The organism is Flagellimonas iocasae, assembly GCF_042682725.1.
Lineage (GTDB): Bacteria > Bacteroidota > Bacteroidia > Flavobacteriales > Flavobacteriaceae > Flagellimonas > Flagellimonas iocasae.
Map to the genome: position 1 here is coordinate 43052 of NZ_JBHUHU010000004.1, position 22766 is coordinate 65817.

17 protein-coding genes are annotated in these 22766 nt (G+C 43.2%); 2 read left to right on the forward strand and 15 right to left on the reverse strand.

Annotation, left to right across the window (positions count from 1 at the left end; translation table 11 throughout):
• Positions 1-10: 10 nt before the first annotated feature.
• Both ACFSJE_RS13955 and ggt read left to right on the forward strand, forming a co-directional pair.
• Positions 11-1288, forward strand: a complete 1278-nt coding sequence (locus ACFSJE_RS13955) for a M14 family metallopeptidase (RefSeq protein WP_119647237.1) — start codon at positions 11-13, stop codon at positions 1286-1288.
• A 64-nt stretch (positions 1289-1352) separates the two neighbouring features.
• Entirely contained in the window at positions 1353-3038 is a 1686-nt protein-coding gene (gene ggt / locus ACFSJE_RS13960; RefSeq protein WP_119647236.1) for a gamma-glutamyltransferase, read from the forward strand.
• Between the two features lie 297 nt (positions 3039-3335).
• Here the strand turns inward: ggt and ACFSJE_RS13965 are convergent, their stop codons facing one another.
• The 15 genes from ACFSJE_RS13965 to ACFSJE_RS14035 form a co-directional block, all read right to left on the reverse strand.
• Positions 3336-3710 (reverse strand): hypothetical protein, encoded by a 375-nt coding sequence (locus ACFSJE_RS13965; protein ID WP_127137023.1) that lies wholly within the window; start codon positions 3708-3710, stop codon positions 3336-3338.
• 162 nt (positions 3711-3872) lie between these two features.
• On the reverse strand, positions 3873-4847 hold the full coding sequence (locus ACFSJE_RS13970; RefSeq protein ID WP_036383532.1) for a nucleotidyl transferase AbiEii/AbiGii toxin family protein: 975 nt from the start codon (positions 4845-4847) through the stop codon (positions 3873-3875).
• Positions 4844-5569, reverse strand: coding sequence for a DUF6088 family protein (locus ACFSJE_RS13975; RefSeq protein WP_036383530.1), 726 nt, complete (start codon positions 5567-5569; stop codon positions 4844-4846). Before ACFSJE_RS13975 ends, ACFSJE_RS13970 begins: the two co-directional genes overlap by 4 nt.
• Before the next feature lie 200 nt (positions 5570-5769).
• A complete protein-coding gene (locus ACFSJE_RS13980; protein ID WP_036383527.1) occupies positions 5770-7200 on the reverse strand; it encodes an SLC13 family permease in 1431 nt (476 codons plus the stop codon).
• Positions 7201-7286: 86 nt separating this feature from the next.
• Positions 7287-9902: an exo-rhamnogalacturonan lyase family protein gene (locus ACFSJE_RS13985; protein WP_225604829.1), complete on the reverse strand. Its 2616-nt coding sequence runs from the start codon at positions 9900-9902 to the stop codon at positions 7287-7289.
• A 58-nt stretch (positions 9903-9960) separates the two neighbouring features.
• The gene (locus ACFSJE_RS13990) at positions 9961-10806 is read right to left on the reverse strand and encodes an ROK family protein (protein ID WP_225604830.1); all 846 of its coding nucleotides are present in this window, start codon (positions 10804-10806) and stop codon (positions 9961-9963) included.
• Positions 10803-12065, reverse strand: a complete 1263-nt coding sequence (locus tag ACFSJE_RS13995; protein WP_036383526.1) for an MFS transporter — start codon at positions 12063-12065, stop codon at positions 10803-10805. The genes ACFSJE_RS13990 and ACFSJE_RS13995 overlap by 4 nt, the downstream gene beginning before the upstream one ends.
• 47 nt (positions 12066-12112) lie before the next feature.
• Positions 12113-13000 carry a PIG-L deacetylase family protein gene (locus tag ACFSJE_RS14000; protein ID WP_036383524.1) on the reverse strand — a complete coding sequence of 296 codons (888 nt, stop codon included), beginning with the start codon at positions 12998-13000 and terminating at the stop codon, positions 12113-12115.
• 205 nt (positions 13001-13205) lie between these two features.
• On the reverse strand, positions 13206-14585 hold the full coding sequence (locus ACFSJE_RS14005; RefSeq protein ID WP_036386573.1) for a RagB/SusD family nutrient uptake outer membrane protein: 1380 nt from the start codon (positions 14583-14585) through the stop codon (positions 13206-13208).
• Between the two features lie 17 nt (positions 14586-14602).
• The gene (locus tag ACFSJE_RS14010) at positions 14603-18127 is read right to left on the reverse strand and encodes a TonB-dependent receptor (RefSeq protein ID WP_036383522.1); all 3525 of its coding nucleotides are present in this window, start codon (positions 18125-18127) and stop codon (positions 14603-14605) included.
• Between the two features lie 65 nt (positions 18128-18192).
• The gene (locus ACFSJE_RS14015) at positions 18193-19371 is read right to left on the reverse strand and encodes a FecR family protein (protein ID WP_051947309.1); all 1179 of its coding nucleotides are present in this window, start codon (positions 19369-19371) and stop codon (positions 18193-18195) included.
• Between the two features lie 155 nt (positions 19372-19526).
• Complete coding sequence (locus ACFSJE_RS14020) at positions 19527-20081, reverse strand: RNA polymerase sigma factor (RefSeq protein ID WP_036383520.1); 555 nt, start codon at positions 20079-20081, stop codon at positions 19527-19529.
• 610 nt (positions 20082-20691) lie between these two features.
• Positions 20692-20961, reverse strand: a complete 270-nt coding sequence (locus ACFSJE_RS14025; RefSeq protein WP_036383518.1) for a DoxX family membrane protein — start codon at positions 20959-20961, stop codon at positions 20692-20694.
• Positions 20962-20986: 25 nt separating this feature from the next.
• Complete coding sequence (locus ACFSJE_RS14030; protein ID WP_051947607.1) at positions 20987-21196, reverse strand: heavy-metal-associated domain-containing protein; 210 nt, start codon at positions 21194-21196, stop codon at positions 20987-20989.
• Between the two features lie 27 nt (positions 21197-21223).
• Positions 21224-22766 (reverse strand): copper-translocating P-type ATPase (locus ACFSJE_RS14035; RefSeq protein ID WP_379831576.1); only part of this gene is annotated, 1543 nt, incomplete at its 5' end.

A 22766-nucleotide genomic window follows, 5' to 3' on the forward strand; every position in this document is an offset into this window, starting at 1 on the left:
AAATCCTATTATGAAAAAAATCTTTGTACTCCTAAGCCTGTTGGCCATAGCGAACCTATTTGGCCAAGAACAACGGTTCCAGGGCCAACCCCCTGTGAATGCCGTACCAACGGATTCCAAACCGGTCCAAAAGCAATGGAAGGGACAGTTTGCCTTTCCGGATCAAGGTATAACCTTCTCCAATGAGTTCGACGGTGCCCGGTTGAACGGCTTGGTCCAGAACAATGACAGTACCTATACCCTATTGATCACTTCGGAGAACACTCCGATCAATACCAGTCCGTGGTATGCGTTCAAGGTTTGGGGAAAGCGTCCTATGACCATTGATGTATGGCTGACCTATCAAGCGGACAACAAACACAGGTACTATCCAAAGCTCAGCCATGACGGAGTGCACTGGACCGCATTGGATTCCCTTCGTTATGTTGAGATTGGTAAGGGAGAAAAGGCCTTTGGCCCCGGCTCCTTGCCTGAAAAGGTCAAAATGCGATTGGAAGTGGGCCCGGATACACTCTGGGTCGCTGGACAAGAATTGGAAAATTCGGCCCGGGTAAATGCCTGGATGGACAGTATTTCCCAGAAAAAGTTCGTGACCAAGAACACCATTGGAAAGAGCCGTGAGGGCCGGAACCTCAATTTGCTCAGCATTGGCGATACGGACTCCAAAAATATGATTATGATCATTTCCAGACAGCATCCCCCTGAGGTAACAGGGTACCTGACTATGAAATCCTTTGTGGAGACCCTTTCCTCGAATACCAAATTGGCCAAAAAGTTCCGAAAGGAATTTACCATCTATGTGGTCCCCTTGATGAACCCTGACGGGGTCGACAATGGGTTTTGGAGACATAATACCGGTGGAATAGACCTCAACCGGGATTGGGCCAATTTTAACCAACCGGAAACCTCTGCGGTCAAGGATTTCATGGAAGGGATGGTCGAGAAGACCCAAGGGAAGTTCTATTTCGGCATAGATTTCCATTCCACTTGGGATGATATTTACTATACCGTGGATCCGGAACTCCATGGAAACATGCCCAATTTGGTCTCCACCTGGCTGGATGGCCTAAAGAAGCGCATCGAGGGATATGATCCCAATATCAAGCCTAATGGGGATTTGGTCCCTACCACGGTATCAAGGAACTATTTCTTCGTAAAACATGGTGCCGAGGCCTTGGTCTTTGAGGTCGGGGACAATACCCCAAGGGATTTTTTAAAGGAAAAGGCGGAGAAGGGCGCCGAAGCACTTATGGAGATCATGTTGGAGCGTATCAAGGACATTCCCTGACCCGGACAAAAGAGCAAAACCCGGAATCCAGAAAAGCAACATTAAGTACCTTAAAAATAAACCCATGAAAAGAATGCTATATTTTCTTCCCTTACTACTATTTACCCAATGTACCCGTGAGTTACCTGCCGAACCGACAGGTTTGGTCACGGAAAATGCCATGGTCGTCTCTGCACGTAGGGAAGCTTCGGAGATAGGCGTTGAAATCATGAAAAAAGGCGGGAATGTTTTCGATGCCATGGTAGCCACCGAACTTTCCCTAGCGGTGGCCTACCCTTTTGCGGGAAACCTCGGGGGCGGGGGATTTATGGTCTATCGCAAGAGTAATGGTGAAGTGGGAAGTATCGATTACAGGGAAAAGGCTCCATTGGCCGCCCATAGGGACATGTATCTCGACTCCCTGGGCAATGTCATACCTGGGCTGAGCACATCTGGGGGAACCGCCGTAGGTGTCCCAGGTACCGTGGCCGGGGTTCTGGAAGTCCACAAGAAATTCGGAAAACTGCCCCTCAACAAAATCATGGAACCCATCATTGCCTTGGCGAGAAAAGGGGTCGTGGTGACCGAAAAACAGGCCAAAAGATTAGAAGGTACCCGAAAACGATTCATTGAAGCTAATAGTGACAGCACCAAGTTCGCGACCGTGTACAAAGCTGGTGATACCATCAAATACCCGGCATTGGCCACCACCTTGGAAAAGATCATGAACGAGGGACGTGATGGGTTCTACAAAGGGGAGGTAGCCCAAAAAATAGCGGCCTATGTACAGGCAAAGGGAGGTGTGATCACGGAGGAGGATCTCGCTAGGTATGAGGCCAAGTGGAGATCGCCCATTGTATTTGACTACAAGGACATCAAGATCATCTCAATGGGTCCCCCCAGCAGTGGTGGTATGACCATGGATCAGATCTTTACCATGATAGCACCCTATGAAATAGCTAGCTATGGCCACAATTCGACAAGGGCCATCCAATTGTTCACCGAAGCTTCCAGAAGAGCCTATGCGGATCGGAACCATTACCTTGGTGATCCCGATTTCGTGGACATTCCCTATAAGGGGCTCATGGACGTTGACTACTTAAAGTGCAGAATGGCCGATTTTACTTTTGATAGGGCCACCTTGTCCTCGGAAGTAGGCCATGGAACGGTGGAAATTGTGGAAAGCAGCGAGACCACCCACTACTCCATTATCGATGCGGAGGGCAATGCCATCAGTGCGACCACGACCCTGAACGGTGGATACGGTTCCAAACTTTATATTGATGCCTTGGGATTTTTCCTGAACAATGAAATGGATGATTTCAGTACCAAGCCCGGTGTTCCCAATATGTTCGGTCTTCCTGGCTCCGAGGCCAACAGTATTGCACCCGAGAAACGAATGTTGAGCAGTATGTCACCGACCGTAGTGGAAAGGGACGGCGAGCTTTACATGGTCGTCGGCACCCCTGGAGGTTCCACGATCATCACGGCCGTGGCCCAGACCATACTCAATGTCCACGAGTTCAATCTCAGCATGCAGGATGCCGTGAACGCTCCGCGGTTCCACCACCAATGGATGCCCGATGTAGTCGTGTTCGAACCCGAAGGCTTTCCTTTGGAAACCATTGAAACCCTAAAGGCAAAAGGCTACCAAATCAATGAGGGCAGGACCCGGATCATAGGAAAGGTAGACGCCATCCGAGTGCTGGAAGACGGCAGACTTGAGGGCGGGGCGGACAAACGAGGGGACGATACCGCTGCGGGATATTGACCACCCAGAGAACCAAACCCTACTTGGTAAAACGCATACTGATGATTTTTGAGACCATTGACTTTACGTATCCTATACACCTTCAAGGTAAGGGAATTTACCCATGAAAGATTGAAACGTTCTTCCTCAAATATCGCTTACCCTTTATATTCCTGATTGATATCCCTTTAATTTAAAAGCCAAAGACACCTTGGGGCGATTACAAACAAAAAATTGAACTTTACATATTATAGTAAAGGAATTTTCAAAAACCAATAAATTCAATTATTGGTTGCGGTTTATGGAAAATCACGATATTCAACCAATGGTATCCACTTCCTTGATTAGGTATCCAACGTTAGAAAAATGCATTGAAAGAAGGTAAACAAGCCCAAAAGCTATCAAAATTCCCCAAAAAATGCCCTGTATATCCACCGCAAAGTGAAAACCCATGATTCCAAAAGCAATAGGAATCATAGCTAACAATGCAACAATTATCCATCTACCAACGACCAAAAGTATAACTGGTAACAGTTCCACCACACCCACTGTTGGCATTATAAATTTATTGGCCAATAGTCCTTTGTAAACAGCAATGGACTCCTCGGTCATCACACGGTCGTGAGGCAGAAATCCAAAAAACTTATACAATCCGAATAGGATCAAGGTAACCCCCAATCCTATTTGAACCATTTAATCTATTCTTCTGGACATTCCTTTTATTTCTTGGTAAAATGATATCCAACCGATTCAACGGCAGAAGTGATTTCCTCTGCTGGATAGTGGGTAGGTAGAGATAAGTAGATTAAAGATTTGCATTTCGTGTCCTTGTTTTGGTCTACTATTTGATCTACATTATACATTCTCCCATTTTATTTTTGTGAGTCTATTTGATATGGACAGAATTATTTCCAAAATGCTTTCCTCTTTTGGCAATTTTCCATAAACCAAATACTCAAACTCATTGCGATAGGTATCTTTAAGTTGGTTCCATGTTTTTTCAGGTTCTTTGAAAATCAATGCTTGTTTTGGGTGGTACTTTAACCAATCATTGTTGTTCTTAAAACTTTGCGTATCATCATGGGCTACCCTTAGGAGCATTTTATCAAATGCACCCGAATTGAAAAATCCTAGAACCGTTTCATCCTTTAATAATTGATGAATATCGTATACATGCCTAATTTTGTTGTTCAAATCCTCAATTGGGTTTTTAGTATGGGAAAACCGGACCAAACTCATTATTTTTTCGCAAAGTGTTCTTTTGACATCCAACACAAGTACTTCAAAGGGTAATAATCCATAAGTCTCTGCTAGTTTGGTTTGGTTTGAGTCAACCATCATTTCATAGATATACGTATTGACGACCTTCTTAATATATGGTTCAAAGTGACCTAACCACGTAGCTTCAACAATGATAGTATCCCTTACTTGTCCAAAATCGCCCTCAAAGATTTTGGGATAGTTATAGGCAATCTTTCTTATCATTCCCATTTTATTGGTGATTCCATCAATATCCACCTCCTCGAATGGTTCTACTATTTCCTTGGTTATTCTTTTAAGCTTGTTCTTTAATTGGCTCCCCGTCTCTTCTTCCCTGCGCAATACTACCAAATCAATATCTTCACTAAAACGGTCAATGTATTTAAAACACTTTGACAAAGCTGTACCCCCCTTAAATATGGCCTCATCTTTGTTTGCACTTTCATAAATGAGCTTTAGGGCATAGCATATCCAATAATCCTTTTCCACGTAAATTTCTAGAATATCCATACGTTGGGCAGTTGCCCTTATCGCCTCAGCAAAGAGTTCACTATTAGTGTGCAGATTCATACGATATTCCAATTTGGTTGTGTTGTCAATGTGGTATCACGCAAATTATATCTATAGATAGTAAGTGGATTAAGTGAGTTTTTCAATTCTTTTATATCGATTGCCACATCAAGTTGTTCTAATAGTGCTCCCAACAAAGCCCTTACCCGTGGTGGGTACAAGAGAGCATACTTGATGAGTACATCCAATTCTTTGGGTGTCATTTTCCCTAAACGTCTTAAAAAAATAAGAATAGCGGATTTTTTATCAACATCCGGAATGCTATTAAGGTCTTTCATGGCATCCAAAAAACCCAACATCCTATAATTTTTATCAGTAACGGGTGCGTAGCTCTTTACGGGCTTTGCTTTGATGCCGCCTCTATTAATATATATGCGCTTTTCGGCACTTGCTATTTTGTATAGTGACGGTATTTGGGTAGTCAGGTTCAACTGATTGTACAAAGAGGTTCCGGTTATATAGGCTATTCGCTTACCATCTTCGTATAAATATGGTCTTAGAATATCCTCTTCCCTTGGCTTTAGTTCTCCAAAAACCGTTACATTGGGTTTGTAAAAAATGCCTTTGGACAATTTTCTTATAATTCCTTTTTTTTGTAGTCGTTCCAAGGCCTTTGCAGCGGTTACATATTCTTCTGACCGAATAGGTAAATCGGCATAACCAAAAGTACTGTCCTTCGGGAGTTCCGCTATTTTATCCGCTATTTTTTTCGCAATTGTCATTACAATGCAAAGATATCCAAATAAATTACATGTCAAGTTTTATGCGCAAAAAACTTGACATATTGATTAAAAAGATTATTCGATGATCCGCCTTGATATTAATTAGTCACAAGATATTATTGGTATAGGTTTTTAACAAACCACTCAATATGTTACTAGAAATTTCTCTTTGATGTGAACATACATTCCTCCACCATCCCTTATATTTTCAAAAATAGAGGCAATAGGAAATACACCGCAATGGCCAACACAAGAATGGAAATTAAATTCATTAAAAAACCAGTACGTACCATATCGGGGATTCTAAGGTAGCCCGATCCAAAGACCACCGCATTTGGGGGCGTTGCCACTGGAAGCATAAAAGCACAGGAAGCGGCAGTGGTACAGGCAACCATCAACACGAACGGATCAACATCCAAGGTCACCGCCAATGGTGCCAAAACAGGCAACATCATGGCCGTAGTGGCCAAATTCGAGGTGACTTCCGTCAAAAAATTTATGCAGGTTATGACCAATAATATCAACGTAAGCAAGGGTAATCCATCAAAGAATGTCATTTGTGAACCCAGATAAATTGCCAACCCACTAGTCTCAAAACCACTAGCGATGGCCATTCCTCCACCAAACAACAGAATTATCCCCCAAGGAATCTGAACAGCTTCTTCCCATTTTATCATCTTCCTACCCTTTCCAGCAGGCAAAATGAACAAAACAAGTGCCGCTCCAATGGCTATTATGGTATCATCTATCCCAGGAACAATCTTTTGTAATAAGAACGACCGTGTTATCCAACAGAGTGCGGTAAGAACAAAAACGGCCATAACAATCTTTTCTTCCCTTTTCATAGGTCCCAGTTCCTGTATAAGCCTATGGATCTCTTCCCTTCCCCCAGGAAATCTTCCTTGCCGCAACGGGTAGGCAATCCGCGTAAGGTATAGCCATGCCAAAATCAACAGTAGAATCGATATCGGAAGTCCAAACTTCATCCATTGCCAAAAACTGATATCCAACCCATAGGCCTTCTGTACAAAACCGGCGAAAACCAGATTGGGTGGGGTACCTATCAATGTTGCTATCCCTCCAATGGATGCCGAATATGCGATGGAAAGCATCAGCAACTTGCCAAAAACAGCATTTTCGTCCTTGGCGGTCCGTGGATTGTCCTTTAACTGTTTTACAATGGATATGGCCATCGGCATTACCATCACTGCAGTGGCCGTGTTCGATATCCACATGGAAAGAAACGCAGTAGCCACCATAAATCCTAATACAATGGTATACATATTGGTACCAATGGCCCTTATGATATGCAATGCGATTCTCTTGTGCAGGTTCCATTTTTCTATGGCCATTGCCAACATAAACCCACCCATGTACAAGAAAACATATTTATGGCCATAGTTAGCTGTGGTTTCCTCTAGGCCCAGTGCCCCCAACATGGGAAACAAAACAATGGGAAGCAGCGCCGTGGCAGCTATCGGAAGCACCTCCAAAATCCACCAAACACCTATCCATAAGGTAACGGCCAAGATATCCCTTCCTTGGGAGGAGAGACCCTCCCCGCTAAAAAAGAAATGAATGAGAAGAAACAGAATCGGACCAAGTAAAAGGCCCATACGTTTATATGACATGTTTTTTGAATTGATTTGGTATGGTTATATAAAAAAGAGGCGTTGATCTATGATCGAACCGCCTCTTTTCGCAAAGATTACAAGATTTAATTCATATGTTCCTTGTCCATCCAGTACAACAGGTAAGGAATGTTATAGGCATGGGTCCATCCAAATACGCGAAGTCCTTGATTGGTTTCCCAATTGGTAAAGCTCTTTTTACTTTTTGGCAAATAGGAAATCTTGACCAGATCTTCGCTAAAAGCTTCCGCATTTTCATAGGACGCTGGTTCTTTGGGCAGTTCTCCGATCATTAGTACTTTGGCTCTCTCAAGAGCTTCATTCAGATACACTTTTTCCCCACTGAACTCATATCCTATCAACAATGGATATATGGTCGCCAAATATGATTCCATCTCATGGTTCAAGGGAGGCACATCCCTGACCCAGCGAGCATGTTTCAAAAGAGCTTGTCTCACGGTTTCATCACCGGTTATCTGTTGGTACTTATAAAGTCCTTGGGCAACATAGGTCTGACTATACCCATATCTATCCAAGAGTAGGTTTCCTCCCTGACGTTCCTGGAATTCCAACATTAACTTGACCCTATCGTCCAGTTCGTCCTTATACTTTTGGAGCTTGGTGGCATCGTACAGTTCAACAAGGTTTAAAACGGATAGATATAACCTTCTTCCCCTTAGATCATGCTCCCCCCATATTCTGTTGATATAAGTATCCCCAGTCATTCTGGCCACTTCGAGGGCCCTATGGTCGGCAGAAAGGTAATATGATGCAATCCAACCTTGTATCCATACATGGGCACTCAAAAGAGCATACCAGTGTTCATTGGCATGCCTTCTTCCTATGCCCAAATAGGGGGTGGACTTGGGTTCATCCTCATAGTTCCAGAAGTCTATGGCATCATTTATCTCCCCATAATAGGTTCTTTTTTTGGGCCAATGCACATTGTCCACATCCATGGTATGCCTACTCATGGCTTGGGCCAAATTATAATATTTGGAGTCTCCTGTCCGCATAAAGTTGGTCCAGAGCATGAAGTCCACTGTGGGTTCATTATTGGTCCATTGTACCCATTTTCCATTAAAGTAGTAACTTTTCCCATCCCCATAGTTGAAAATCCCATACCACGGCTCATGCTTTTGGTTATAGGCCCACCATTGGTATTTATATTGCAGGGCGTTCTCAAATTCCGGATGCTTGGATGAAAAAGGGGCCATATTACCGTATGCCTTGGATTGGGTATACCACTCAGGTGTGGCATGCGCCACTGGGTTTTCGATGATATAATCCATCTTTTTCCCTACTTTATCCATAGCATCGTTGTTGTGGAAGTAATAGACAAACTCTGTGGTCTTGGTAATCCCTTGGGCAAAATTGCCCAACATGCCCCCATCCGGTTCGGTATTATGTCTAGCAAAGTTCATGGGACCGTTTTCCTTGGGCCAAACACTGCCCAAAAGAGTTCCATTGGCAGGATCGACCTCAATCCCTTTGGGATATTCCTTCATAAAGTTTTTAATCCCAACGCCTACTCCTCGTTTTCCGTCGGTAACGTTGAGCCATCCTTTAGCCCTTTCCACTATTGCTTTACTTTCTTCCCCTTCTGAAACAGTGGCCCTAAATTCCAAAGCCGTATCGGGATTGTTCCCATCGTCCTCCTTTTTGAAACCGTTGAGGTACAAACTTCTTAAACTGGTGCTCTTTCTCCTTGCCGGGCCTTGTTGTAAAAGTTGAACTGGGGATTCCCCATTGGCAGCGATTTCCTCCAGAAAAGTATTGGCTTTGTCTTCTTTCCAGCTTCCTTCATATAGAGGCATTGAAACATTTACTTCATTATCCAGATGGTATTTAAGCTGAAGCCCACAGGCTGCAATTTGATCATTGGGCTGAGTCCAACCCATATCGTTCTCAGTGTTCTCCGTTACGATTATCTTATTTTGTGTGGCAATATTGGCATGTTCCCCTTCTTGTGGTTTATGTTTGTCCGGGATTCCTGTATAGGTCATGGTATGCAAAACTTTTATGTAGCTTTTTCCCGCATAGGCGTGCAACCAAATGGTAAAAGGGGACAGATTGTTATCCGATCTGCTATAGGTATAGGTTCCTTCTATCCGGAATATACTGTGCATCGGGCCAGATCCTTTCTCCCTGAACACCTCATTTATCACCGCTTTCGAAGTATCTATTCCGGCATCATCCAAAAGATCGAGAAAAGAACCCCTATTTTTTCCTGGTGAAGAAACAATGAGCTCCTCCTTATCAAACTTTCCATCTTTGTTGGAATCCAAAAACACTTCATCCAAAAAACCATTCCCTTTTTTATGTATGGAGAAGGACAAAGGCCCTGTATTCACCTCTATCCCACCTTGGGGCCGCATGTTGTTCATGGAAACAATCTTTTCTTTGGGAAGTATGGGTATTACAGAATCACCATATTCCAATATGTATTCTGAGTCTTTTTCGGAGAAAAAGAAAACCCATACCCATTTAACACTTTCGTCGGTTGGCCCCCAATTGCTCACTTCTGTGGTTTGACAAGGAATCTCAGTACCTCGGGATGTCAACAGACGTAGATGGTCCACCGAATGGAGTGTACCTTTTGGAAAAGGAATTCCAAGGGTTATTGGTGCACCTTCTTTATTGTTCTCTATGGTAATGTTGACCTGCTTGCCCTTTTCTGGGGTCCCACAGGATTTAAGCAAAAAACATGTAAGTAATATTAAAGCTAGTATTCTCATTTGTGCAATACGATTATACATTTTACAGACACAATGCAGCCGCGCCCAATATGGGAGCATCCATTAAGTCTGATGTTTCAATTTTTGTTTGTTCCAATTGTTTTTGATAAGCAAATGAAATTAAGGTTTCATGCATCGATTCTTTAAAAAACGCATATGCCTTGCTTATGGATCCGCCAAGGACTATGGCTTGGGGAGCATACATATAAAGAATGGCCTTGATGGCTTCTCCTAGATGAACTCCGTATTCCTTGTACGCCTGTAGAGCTAACTTATCTTTATCCATGGCCTTCCTGAATAAGGCTTTGGCCGACTCCCCGTATTTTTCATCAAAGAAAAAACTACCTGCATAATGCTCCATAATCCCATCCTTATAAGGAATCATACCTACTTCCCCCGCTCCGCACAGTACGCCATTGTATAGCTTTCCATCCACCAAAATGCCCATACCCAATCCTGTTCCCAATGAAAGCGCTACACAATTCGAATATCCCATGGCTTTCCCAAAATGCTTCTCGCCCAACGCGAAACAGTTGGCATCGTTGTTAATATGGACAGGCACATTGTACCGATCTTGAACTTTTCTTCTCAAAGGAACTTTTGTCCAAGATGGAATGTTTTGTACATCATATACCATTCCTGAATCTGGATCTACTACCGCGGGAACACCTATACCTATGGCTCGAATTGAATCAGTCATAAGCTCATCAATGGCCCCAAACACCTTATTGAGGGCAATTTCCTCTGAATCATCTCGATTTACTTCAATGAGATGGGTATCCACTATTCTGTTTCCCATCACCCTGCCCGATTTGATCTTAGTTCCACCTATATCAACCCCAAGAACCTCTGCTCCAATCCCTTTCACTGTTCCTTCTTTAAGCTTATCGTCTTATTATTTACCAAGGGTTTGGCCCAAAAGCCGATGGAAAGAATAAATGCCAAGGGCAGTATCAGAAAAAACATTCCAGATTTCAGGGTCAACATTTCACCCAGCCCCCCTACCATAAATGGAATGACCGCCCCACCTGCTATACCGGTACATAAAATTCCGGACAACGAACCATGGTGTTCCTTTACCGAGTTGAGCGCCAATGAAACTATAATGGAATACATTACCGAAATAAAGAATCCTACCATTGGAAAACCTATCAATGCCATTTGGGATGAGCCTGTCAAGGCCAAAATAAGACAGACTATGGTTATGGATGTTGCGAAAATCAACAGTTTCCGGCTATCCATAAACTTCAACAATAGAAGGCCCAGCAGACATCCTACCGTCAACATGGCCCAAAAATAGGATACAGTGTCAGCTCCTGTGGTTTGTGGGTCAAGTCCGTGGTATTCGGATAAGAATTGGGATATCCAATTTCCAACACCTTGTTCCGTACCCACATAACAAAACATCCCTATAAAATACAGTAAGGTCCATTTGTTTTTCAATAAATCCCAATAGGAGCTTTTGTCCCCTGCCCTTTCCTCCTCAGTCTTTTCAAACTTTGGATATTTGGTAAAAAAAACATAGAAAAACAACAAAAGGGATATTCCGGCAAACACAATATAGAGCGAGGCCCAAGGCAAATCCTCAGGCACCCATCCCCGCAACATGTCTGCAATCATATCGTTGGAAACCTCTTCCTTGTTCACCAAGTATTTATAGAGATAAGGACTTAAAAAAGACGCTGACCCAAACACCAATTGCGCCAGTACCGAGTTGAAGGCAAAATGTTCCTCACCTCCGGCCACGCGTAACATGGGATTAATAATGACCTGAAGGACCGCCATACAACAACCCAGTATAAATAGTGTAATACTGAACACGCTGTACTGTGGGGTAAGGGCAAAGCCCATAGAGGCAATGGCCATTACCAGAAAGGATACGGACAGTAAGGTCTTCTCACTAAACCTTTCGGAAAGGAACCCTGCAGGTATGGACATGATCCCATATGCGATAAAGAATGTAAATGGCAGTAGGCCTGTCAAAGTCAGACTTAGATCAAAACTACCCTTAACATCCACTATTATGGAGTTCAGTATGTTGGTGATGAAGGATATTACAAAGAATACGATCATTACCAACCCAATGATGTGAAAATATCTTTTGGTTGTGGCCTTGTTGTGCTCCATTTTTGGTTGGTTATTTTAATCTTGGGGTTCCAAATATTGGTCCACTCCTATTCTGTACCCAGCATGGGGAACAATTCCTTGATTTCTTCTTCGGTCGGTTGTTTTCCATACTCGCAAATCTCAAAGAACTCCACCTGCTTTACTTTGGAGACATCCACGTTGGGATACCACTTCTTTACGACTTCCAAAGTGCCGGCATCGGGTTTTCTGTTCATCCATCTGTCCTTCAGCCATGCCAGTCTTTCCTTTTCTCCTTTGGGAATGGTGGCAAGGTCCATTCCATTGGTCCATGGCAACCATTCGAACATTTGTGAATCGTGGGCCGCCAAACCTTTGACTTTGGTATCGATCACATCATCCACTATCACCGCAATGTCTTTTTGGAATGGGTATGGCTTTTTAAAGTGGTCGCTCATGTATAGAAAAACTGGATTCTTTTTAAGGGGTGGTGTGTCCGGAGCTACGTTGGGCACAATGTTCATGTAGGCTGCATCTTGTACAACGGAACCTGCATTTCTATGATCGGGATGATAATCATTGGGTCTCAACCCTAAAACGATATCAGCGTTCCAGCCACGTATTCTTCGGATTACCTCCAGTCGAACGTTCAAAGTGGGAAACAGCTCCCCATCATGGTTATCCAGAACTTCGTATTCCGCAATACCCAAAGCTTTGGCCGCATCCTTGGCCTCTTGTCTGCGCTTTTTGGCCAATGGCCCTCCTCCCATGCTTTGGTGGCCTGCGTCTCCGTTGGTCAACGCCAAAAATTTCACATTGTGGCCCATTTTTGCAAAGAGTGCTGCAGTACCCCCGAATTTTGAGTCACAGTCATCAGGGTGTGCCCCAATGGCTATAATATTGAGTACTTTTTTTTCTTGTGCCTGGATGGTTGCAAAGGCAAAGCAAAGGCAAATTGCCATCATTAATTTTCTCATCGTATAATCTATATTAGGTTCCTTAAAAATTTAATAATTGTGATTTTGGTCGATTCTTTTAAAGCAACTTTATGAAACGGACCCCTGTCCTTTTTGACAATGGCACCCATAGCATCATAAGTAGGGATTCATGGTCTTTTGGGGCGCTACCAATCAAACTAACTTAAATAATGAAAACACATTATAACGTAATCAAAGTCATTGCTTAGTTCTGTACAAAATTTGGGTTAATGTCCATCTCACGTTGTGGGATATAGAAAAACTCCCTTGTCCCGGTGATGAAGGGTTCAGCATCCTGGATTTTATCCACCATACCAAAGCGTTTTAAATCTGGCCATCTATGGTTCTCAAAAGCAAGCTCCACTCTTCTTTCCTGCAATAGTTTTTCTTCGAAGGTTCCTGGAGTGGAGGCATCAATATCGGGAAGATTTACCCTATTCCTAATCTCATTGATCAAATCATAGCTTTCGGGTGTTTCCCCCAATGCTTCGGCCAGCATAAGAAGTACATCTGCATATCTAAAAACCACAAAGTTGGTATCGGAATCGTTTTCAATTGCCAAATCAGATCGGTACTTTTTGATGTACCTAGCTTCTATGGTCTCTCCTTCCAAATCCACATAAGAATCCCCCATCGATATATCATACCGAAGGTCACCGTCCTCATATGCCTCCAACATGGAAACCGTAGGTCGGTTTCGCCCAAATCCTGAGCCTGTTTGCAAATCGGTACTGGGTGAAAAATCGTTGGTAAAAAGGCTTCCTTGTCCAATCCCCCCACTGATGTATTGCACCTCAAAAATGGATTCCGCATTGTTCTCATTGGCCACACCCCATAAATCGGCATAGTCTGGAAGCAGTTCATATCCATAATTGGCTATGATTCTCCGAAGTACCGTTTCAGCAGCAGAATCTTCACCCAAGGTCAGCAATACCTTGGCCAAAAGAGTAGCAGCCGCTCCCTTTGTTGCTTTTCCCACTTCACTGCCCGAGTAAGAAACCGGTAAGGCATCTTCGGCCGCGGTCAGGTCCGTGACCAATTGTCCCAAAATCGTGTTTTGGTCGACCTGTGTCAGCTCTTCCCCAGAGATATATGGTGTAAGCTGTAAAGGGATGTTTCCAAAACCGATGGCCATATGATAGTACACCAATGATCTAATGAACAGTGCTTCTCCTGTGACCCTGTTCTTTAGGGAGGCATCCATTTCCACATTAGGTATCCGTTCCAAAATCACGTTGCAATTGGCAATCACCTTGTACGATTCACTCCATGCGGAAGTAATCTGCTCGTTCAACGCATCTTCGGTAAAGGAATTGATTTCGGTGTATTGACGTGCCAACCCTGTGGCATCCGGACCTTGATCGGTATTATCGCTTCGCATCTCGAACATGGTCCAATACCCCCTTCCATAAATTCCTGTGCTTTGAAGCCCTGAATAACTTGCATTGATGGCCACTTCAAAATCATCCGCAGAATTATAGAAATCGGCTTCATTCCTATTGGATACTGGTGCAAGGTCGGTAAAGTCTTCACTACATCCGGCGAATAGAACCGTGCATAGTATTATATATAGAACTCGTTTCATGTTTTCCATTTTTTAGGTTAGAACTTTAAGTTTACTCCTAGGGTAAAGGATTTGGTCAATGGAAATGCTCCATAATCCTCGCCCGGGGTTAAACTGTTCGTGGTAATACTACTCACCTCTGGGTTGTAACCAAGGTAATCGGTAATCGTAAAAAGATTTGTTCCCGTAACATAGAACCTAAGTTTCTGGATGTTGCTTCCAAAAAGATTATTGGTTGGCAATGTATAACCCAAGGTCACATTCCTCAATCGGATATACGACCCATCCTCTACTTGGAAAGAAGACGGTCTGTTGTTATTTCCATGATTTCCAGATTCTCTGTCCGCCCGTGGAATCGACCCGTTCCCAGGGTCGGAAGGCGACCTCCATCGTTCATTGAAAATGGCATAGGAATTAAAATTGGCCTCCCCGTTCTTCATATGTCTTGAGGTAAGGTTCAAGATCTCATTCCCTTCGACTCCTTGGATCAAGAAGCTCAAATCTATGTTCTTGTACTTGAACCTATTGTTTACCCCCCAGGTAAAATCCGGAAAATAACTCCCGGTAACCGTTCTATCATCTGGAGTGATCTCTCCGTCCCCATCAATGTCCTTGAACTTGAAATCACCGACACCTGGATCAGGAGCCTGGGTATCCAGGGGAGCACTATCTATTTCTGCCTGTGATTGGTATATACCGTCCACTACATATCCGTAATAGCTTCCTATCGGGTCTCCTACCCTTGTTACGTGGCGTACACCGGCACTACCTGAAGAATAAATGGGTTCGTTTCCTTCATTGAGCGAAAGCACTTCATTCTTATTGGTTGAAAAATTGATATCCGTATTCCACGTAAAATCTCCTACAAAATTCTTGGTGCTCAACGCAATCTCAAATCCCCTGTTTTGTACTTCACCAAGATTTCTCAACGTAGTTTCAAACCCAGATACCGAGGAAATGGCAACATTCAACAACAAATCTCTGGTTTTTGTATCGTAGTAATCGGCCAAAAGAAAAACTCGATTGTTGAACAATCCCAGTTCAATACCTGCATCAATCTGTTCCGATTTCTCCCAAGTCAGATTGGGATTGGGAATGGTACTCTGGACCAAACCGTTGATTTCATTTCCTCCCAAGTTATAGTTTTGGGGGGATAATAGGCCAACGGCCCCATAATTGGGAATCTCAAAGTTACCCGTCTGCCCCCAACTCAATCTAAGTTTTAGCTCGGAAACGGTTTCTGACCCGACCAAGAACGATTCTTCGTTCAATCGCCATCCAACCGAGAAAGAAGGAAAATATCCCGTTTGGTTATTCTTTCCGAATCTGGATGATTTATCGGAACGAATCGTACCGGTAAACAAATACTTGTCCTTGTAACTGTAGTTGACCCTGAATAGAGAGGACAATAACGACCACTGTTCCTTTACAGAGGTGCCACCAAACACCTGTCCCCCACTGATGGTGGGAACCAAATCATCCGGATAGTTGTTGGCCAATACCTGTTTCAATGTCAAATTGTCCTTTTGGGCGGTATATCCCAAAACAGCATCCAAGTAATGGTCTCCAAATTCCTTTTTCCAATTGAGGGTATTCTCCCAAAGCCAATTGGTCTCTGTGGAAGATGATGCCTGTCCATACGGGTTACCATCCGCCGAATTTCTGTACAACAATGTGTTGGCACGGTAAAAATCCTGATTGTACAAATTAATGTATGCCCCTCCGAAGGTCTTAAAACTCAACTCCGGTAAAATATCGTAAGTCAATGCAAGGCTTCCCCTTGTCTGAAATTGGAATATTTGGTCATCCACGGCTTCGATGATTGCCAAAGGATTACTTGCCGTTGTGGTCCCACCTCCCAAATAGGATTGGTTGTTCAGTTGGTTTATGGTACCGTCAGGATTGTATGGACTCACTGTTGGAGAATGCACTATGGCTGAATAGACGATACCTGGAGGCGTGGCAAAATAAGGTGAAGATGCCGGTACCCGTTGGTTTTCGGTAACGGTCGGGGCCAATCTTACATCCAAGTTCAACTTTTTGGCAAGTTGGGAATTTAGGTTCAGCAGTACGGAGTACCGCTCAAACTTCGCCTTATCTATAACCCCGGTTTGGGAAAAATAGCCCGTGGATACATAAAAACTTGTCTTGTTCCTTACCGGTGATGCGTATGAAAAATTGTAACTCTGAACTATCCCGGTCTTAAAGATAAGGTCTTGCCAATCAGTATCCGTACCATCCCAGTTAACAAAGGATTCCGGTAGTTCGTAGTTGGCATTCCCTCTATCTCCGGGTCCTATGGGATCATTGATGGAAGCTCCATCAACAGAGGCCAGATAATTGTTGTTCCTGGCATCCGTAGTATAGTCTATCAATTCTTGGGCATTCATCAAATCCAACTTATTGGCAACGGACTGTATGCTCACATAAGAATCAAAAGAAAATACTCCTTCTTCAGAGTTGGACCCTTTCTTGGTGGTGATCAAAAGAACCCCATTACCTCCCCTAGATCCATAAATAGCTGCGGCACTTGCATCCTTGAGTACTTGAATGGATTCAATATCATTTGGATTTAGCGTAGCCAATGGATTAATGGTCGGGGGTTGGAACGTAGCCCTTCTATTGGCAACACCTCCCAACTGACTTGATGAGGTAAGGTTACGCGAAATAGGGATTCCGTCCACAACAAACAATGGGTCGTTTCCCGCAGAAATAGAACCTGAACCACGCACCCTAATGTTAGGGGCCGCTCCTGGTTCACCGGAGACTTCCTGTACCTGCACACCGGAAACTTGGCCGATCAGGGCACCTTCCGGGGTCAGTGCGGGAACCTCAACAATGGTTTCTGGGGTAATGGAGACTACAGAACCTGTCACCTTGGTTTTGGCCAATGTTCCATACCCCACTACCACAACTTCTTCAAGGGCAGCGGCATCCTGTTCCATGGAAACCGTGATGGAGGTCTGTCCTGCCACATTCACTTCTTTGGGTCTATACCCAATATAGGTTACTTGGATTTCGGTAACACCTGCTGGCAATGTAATGGTAAATTTCCCGTCAAAATCGGTAGTTGTACCCACTGTGGTCCCTTTGGCCACAATACTTGCCCCCGGCAAGGGCATACCTGCTTCGTCCAGAACCGTACCCGAAAGGTTGGACTGCGGCTTTGGTGCATCAATTCTTTTCTGGGGAACTAAATTGGGCAGTGGCCCCTTGTCTTTGTGCTTCACCACAATTTGCCTTGCGATCACCTCAAAGTACAGGTCCGTATCCTTGAAAAGTTCTTTCATGAAATCTTCAACACAAAGGTCTTTGCGGGATATGGATACCTTATGGTTCAGGTCAACATCGGAAGCTTCATAGAAAAACTTGTATCCGGTTGATTCTGTAATCATTTCAAATACATCCCCTAGCTTCGTATTCTCAAAGCTTATGGCAACAATATCCTCTTGCGTACATGATGCCGCTTTCAAATGGCCGAATATAAACAGTAAGAAAAAACAGCATAATATTCTTCTACCGACCTTTGGCGACAAAGCATGGATAGTTTTGGTTTTTTTCATAATTCTTTTAGTCTAGTTAGTTAAGTATTCGTTTTTTGGTCTACTGGTTCTTCAAATCATAAGCACTATTGTTTGTTAGGTTCTTTTATTGTTATTGTTTTTCCTTCTTTTTGATAGCTGAAGCGGGTATGGGTCTGAATTGTTTTCAAAACCCGGTCTATGTCCTCCACATCGAACATTCCCGTGAATCTTCGCTCACCCAATTCTTCAAATTGGTTTATAATCCGTATGTTATACTGACGCTCCAGCTTTTTTATAATGTTGGACATCGCCTCGTTTTCAAAGGTCAATATGCCTTTGGTCCACGACACATATGAAGAAACATCCACATCTTCCACAACAAAACCACTCTCCACATCAAGTAGCTTTGAAGCTTTTTGTGAGGGCTTTAGCATTTGTGGGGTTTTGGAGGTATTTACATCAACTTCCCCAACTCCTACCGAGCCTTCTACCAAAACCACTTCCGCCACTCCATCCTCTGTATAAGCGGATACATTGAACACTGTACCATACACTTGGGTATATATTGTATTGGTTTTGACAAAAAACGGTTGTTCCGGGTTCTTGGCCACTTCAAAAAAGGCTTCTCCCTGCAAATACACCTCTCTTTTGTCCTTCCCGGAAAAACTAGCCGGATAGCTCAATGTAGACCCCGAATTCAACATGACCACGGTACCATCTTGTAGGGTTACCGAGAGCTTTTTCCCATAAGGGATCTTCAGTACATTGTTTTTTTCCACTTTCTTCCCTTTGGTTCCATTCTTTTGGGTGAGTACTCCTTCTACCAAAGAAAAAACAGTATTTCCCTTTTTGCTTTTAATCGTTCCATTGGCACTTGGGTCTAGATTCAACACTTCACCATTCTCCAATTGCAACGTTATCATATTTAAGTCCACTCGAGGAGTCATATCCTCTTGCGGAGTACTGTATAGCAATGCAAACAAGGATGTGGATACAATTACCACTATGGCAGCCGCATATTTCCACATATCTCCGCGTACCAACAATGACCTTACCTTTTTGGAGTCATTCTCTTTTATGGTTTCCAAGAAATTTTTGAAGGCTTCCTCAGACTTCCAAGATCTGTTCTGATAATTTATCAGGAAATCTGCCTGAACATACTTTTTGAACACTTCTTGGTTGTTCCCCTTTTTTACCCACTCATACAACATTGACAATTCTTCTTGGGTAGCTTCCTGGTTGATGTATCTTGTAATAGTTCTTCTTATATCGAACTTGGTCATCGGTGAAAATTTATCTCTTTTATAAAACAGACGCAGTTTTTCAAAAAACCCTTACCTGAATTTATTTTTTTAACACAAAAATTATGGAGTATGCTTTTTTTGCCCTGAAACTTTAGAAGGAACAATTCAGGGAAAATGAACCTACAGAGAGGTTTTTAGAAGAAAATGGTCAGTTGGGCCCTAAGTCTTTTCAGTGCTTTGCCCATATGCACTTCAACAGTTTTGATGGATATATCAAGTCTCTCGGAGATCTCTTGGTATTTAAGGCCTTCCTTTTTACTCATTATAAAGACCCGCTTACACTGTTCGGGGAGGTTTTCTATTTCGGTCTCCACTCTTTTCAATCGTTCCTCAAAAAGTGAAGCATCGGTATCTGCAACTTCCAGATACGCTTCTTGTTTGAGACTCTCCAACAACTCAAATTCCTTTTTCTTTTTCCGTTTTGAGTCTATAAAGAGGTGGTAGGCTATTTTGAAGATGTAATGCTTTAGTTTGTTTTCTTGGACAACCAACCGTTCCCTGTTGTCCCATAACCTAATAAAAGTTTGTTGGGCTATATCTTCGGCGACCCTTGTACTGCCAGAGACCACCGTCATGTAATTGCACAGTTCTCTATGGTATATCCCAAAAAGGTATCCATAGGCTTCTTGGCAGCCTTCTTTCAGCTGCTCAACAAGAAGATGTTCATCACTGTATTTTTTTTGGTCCATATATTTTCGTCTTGGTCATTCAGCGCGCGACCATTGGGAATACTTCCATTGTATCACCAATACCTGTCTCACGCTCTTAACGTAGCGGTAGTTCAAGCAAAGTGGCATGAACTACCTTTATCTCAAACGAAAAAGTGCCGTTACATAAAAATCCCCCAATACAATCTTGGGCTATTTTTAATAAAGGGAAGCTGTATAAGCTCCTTATTTCAATTCTTTGATCTGAAGTGACCAATAGAATAAATACCAAAAAACGTTAACAAATTATAAAAAAATCTTTAAATGATTTGTTTTTTAAAAAAATATGAAGAGGAGCTTTGATTCCCCTATTACCCATTTCACCAATTAGCTTACTGTAACCCTATACCGAAAGCATTGGAATTGTAGATGAACTAAATCCTACTATTGTGTTTGGATGTACAACTCCGGAATAAGATTGATCATGGCTTACACACATCGGTTTCCTAAAGGGAGTTCAGCTTGATTTTTAACACGACCTATATCGTCATGTGTGCAAGTTATGAGATAGGGACGAAGCAATTACGGCCGTGTCTTCTAAAGAGGTTTGGGATATGGCAACCCCAATGGTTATAAAATATCAATAAAAAGGCTATATATCAACCTTAAAGTTAAAACCAAGGATTCCAAAAGCAATGGAGACCATGACCGATAGTGCAACGATTATCCATCTTCCAATAATCGAGCATATTCCGGATATAAGTTCGACAACACCTACCATGGACATTATAAATTCATTGGTCAGCAGCCCATGGCAAGCGAACACAAATTCTTTGATCATCACTTGGTTGTGCGGAAGAAGTTCAAAAAACATATCCAACCCGAATAGGATTAAGGTAACCCCCAATCCTATTCGAACCATTTAATATATTCTTCTGGACATTCCTTTATTTCTTGGTCAAATGATATCCAGCCGATTCAACGGCAGAGGTAATTTCCTCTTCCGTGGCACTTGTAGTCTGAACGGTCAATAATTTGTCTTGGGAGGCAAAGTCAACCGACCAATCGGTCACGCCATCCACCTTATCCAAAAATGGTTTTACGGTATTGGCACACCCACTGCACTTAATATTTGATTTGAATTGTAATGTACTCATGTTCATCAATTTTAAATTAGAGAATTATTAAAGTTTAATTGTTTTAAGTCTCAAACTGTTCAATACGACCGATACACTGCTAAAGGCCATAGCGGCACCAGCTATCATCGGATCCAACAAAAATCCATTGATCGGATACAGCAGCCCTGCAGCTATAGGAATTCCAATGATATTGTATATAAAGGCCCAAAAAAGATTTTGTCTTATACCTATAACGGTCTTATGGGAGAGCTTCAGCGCTTTGGGAATCGCATTTAAATCAGAGGTGATCAGGGTCATTTTCGCGACATCCATGGCTATGTCGGACCCTTTGCCCATGGCGATGCTGACATCTGCTTGGGCAAGTGCCTGCGAATCATTGATACCATCGCCCACCATGGCGACCACCTTTCCACTTTCTTGAAGCCTTTTCACAAAATCAGCTTTCTCTGATGGGAGTACTTCGGCTTCATAGCTTTTGATACCCACCTGTTGTGATACGGCTTCGGCGGTCATCTTGTTATCACCGGTCATCATGTAAACTTCCATACCATTCCCCTGCATTTCCCGTATGGCTTCCTTTGAGGATTCCTTTATACTATCCATAATGGTCAAAATCGCCTTCACCTTGCCTCCACCGCCAAAGTATATGACCGTTTTGGCCTCCTGCTCTAACCCTTCGACCATGTGCCCCAGGTTGTCATCCATGGCGATTCCTTTTTCGACCATCAACTTATGATTGCCCACAAGGTATTGGGTTCCATCCAATGCCTCAGCGCGAACACCTTTTCCTGTAATACTATTGAAGTTCAAAATTTCGACCGGATTTACCTTTCTATTTTTTAAAAAGGAGACCACGGCTTCAGCCAAGGGATGTTCGGACTGCCCTTCCATGGCATATAAAATTTGCTCCAGGGCCCTGTGATCGGTCACATGGTCCGCAAAGACCATATCGGTCACCATTGGCTTTCCTTCTGTTATGGTTCCCGTTTTATCCAGGACAATGGCATTTACTTTGTAACCCAACTCCAAACTTTCCGCATCTTTGATGAGGATATTGTGTTCGGCCCCCTTGCCGATTCCCACCATGATGGCCGTGGGGGTTGCCAAACCCAGCGCACAGGGACAAGCTATTACCAATACGGCAACTGCGGTCAACAGTGCATGGGTAAAAGCGTCCTCACCCCCCAGGAACATCCAGGTGATAAATGTCACCAGTGAAATCGTCATTACCACGGGAACAAAAATACCGGCAATCCTGTCCACCAATTTTTGTACGGGCGCCTTGCTCCCCTGTGCTTCCTGCACCATCTTGATGATCTGGGACAAAAGGGTCTCCCCTCCCACCCGGTCAGCTACAAACTGAAAGCTTCCTTTTTGGTTTACGGTACCGGCAAAAACTTTTTCATCCTTTGTCTTTTCTACAGGGACGGGTTCGCCCGTGATCATACTTTCATCAACATAGGAACTTCCTTTGGACACCGTTCCATCCACAGGGATTTTCTCTCCCGGTCTAACCAAAATCGTTTGACCTACCTTGACCGAAGAAATAGGGATTTCCCTTTCCTCCCCATCTGCTATCACCTTTAAG

Excerpts from the sequence above, each read along its gene's own strand:
- ACFSJE_RS13955 (WP_119647237.1), top strand. The coding sequence starts at position 11 with ATGAAAAAAATCTTTGTACTCCTAAGCCTGTTGGCCATAGCGAACCTA.
- ggt (WP_119647236.1), top strand. The coding sequence starts at position 1,353 with ATGAAAAGAATGCTATATTTTCTTCCCTTACTACTATTTACCCAATGT.
- ACFSJE_RS13965 (WP_127137023.1), bottom strand. The coding sequence starts at position 3,710 with ATGGTTCAAATAGGATTGGGGGTTACCTTGATCCTATTCGGATTGTAT.
- ACFSJE_RS13970 (WP_036383532.1), bottom strand. The coding sequence starts at position 4,847 with ATGAATCTGCACACTAATAGTGAACTCTTTGCTGAGGCGATAAGGGCA.
- ACFSJE_RS13975 (WP_036383530.1), bottom strand. The coding sequence starts at position 5,569 with ATGACAATTGCGAAAAAAATAGCGGATAAAATAGCGGAACTCCCGAAG.
- ACFSJE_RS13980 (WP_036383527.1), bottom strand. The coding sequence starts at position 7,200 with ATGTCATATAAACGTATGGGCCTTTTACTTGGTCCGATTCTGTTTCTT.
- ACFSJE_RS13995 (WP_036383526.1), bottom strand. The coding sequence starts at position 12,065 with ATGGAGCACAACAAGGCCACAACCAAAAGATATTTTCACATCATTGGG.
- ACFSJE_RS14000 (WP_036383524.1), bottom strand. The coding sequence starts at position 13,000 with ATGAGAAAATTAATGATGGCAATTTGCCTTTGCTTTGCCTTTGCAACC.
- ACFSJE_RS14005 (WP_036386573.1), bottom strand. The coding sequence starts at position 14,585 with ATGAAACGAGTTCTATATATAATACTATGCACGGTTCTATTCGCCGGA.
- ACFSJE_RS14010 (WP_036383522.1), bottom strand. The coding sequence starts at position 18,127 with ATGAAAAAAACCAAAACTATCCATGCTTTGTCGCCAAAGGTCGGTAGA.
- ACFSJE_RS14015 (WP_051947309.1), bottom strand. The coding sequence starts at position 19,371 with ATGACCAAGTTCGATATAAGAAGAACTATTACAAGATACATCAACCAG.
- ACFSJE_RS14020 (WP_036383520.1), bottom strand. The coding sequence starts at position 20,081 with ATGGACCAAAAAAAATACAGTGATGAACATCTTCTTGTTGAGCAGCTG.
- ACFSJE_RS14025 (WP_036383518.1), bottom strand. The coding sequence starts at position 20,961 with ATGGTTCGAATAGGATTGGGGGTTACCTTAATCCTATTCGGGTTGGAT.
- ACFSJE_RS14030 (WP_051947607.1), bottom strand. The coding sequence starts at position 21,196 with ATGAGTACATTACAATTCAAATCAAATATTAAGTGCAGTGGGTGTGCC.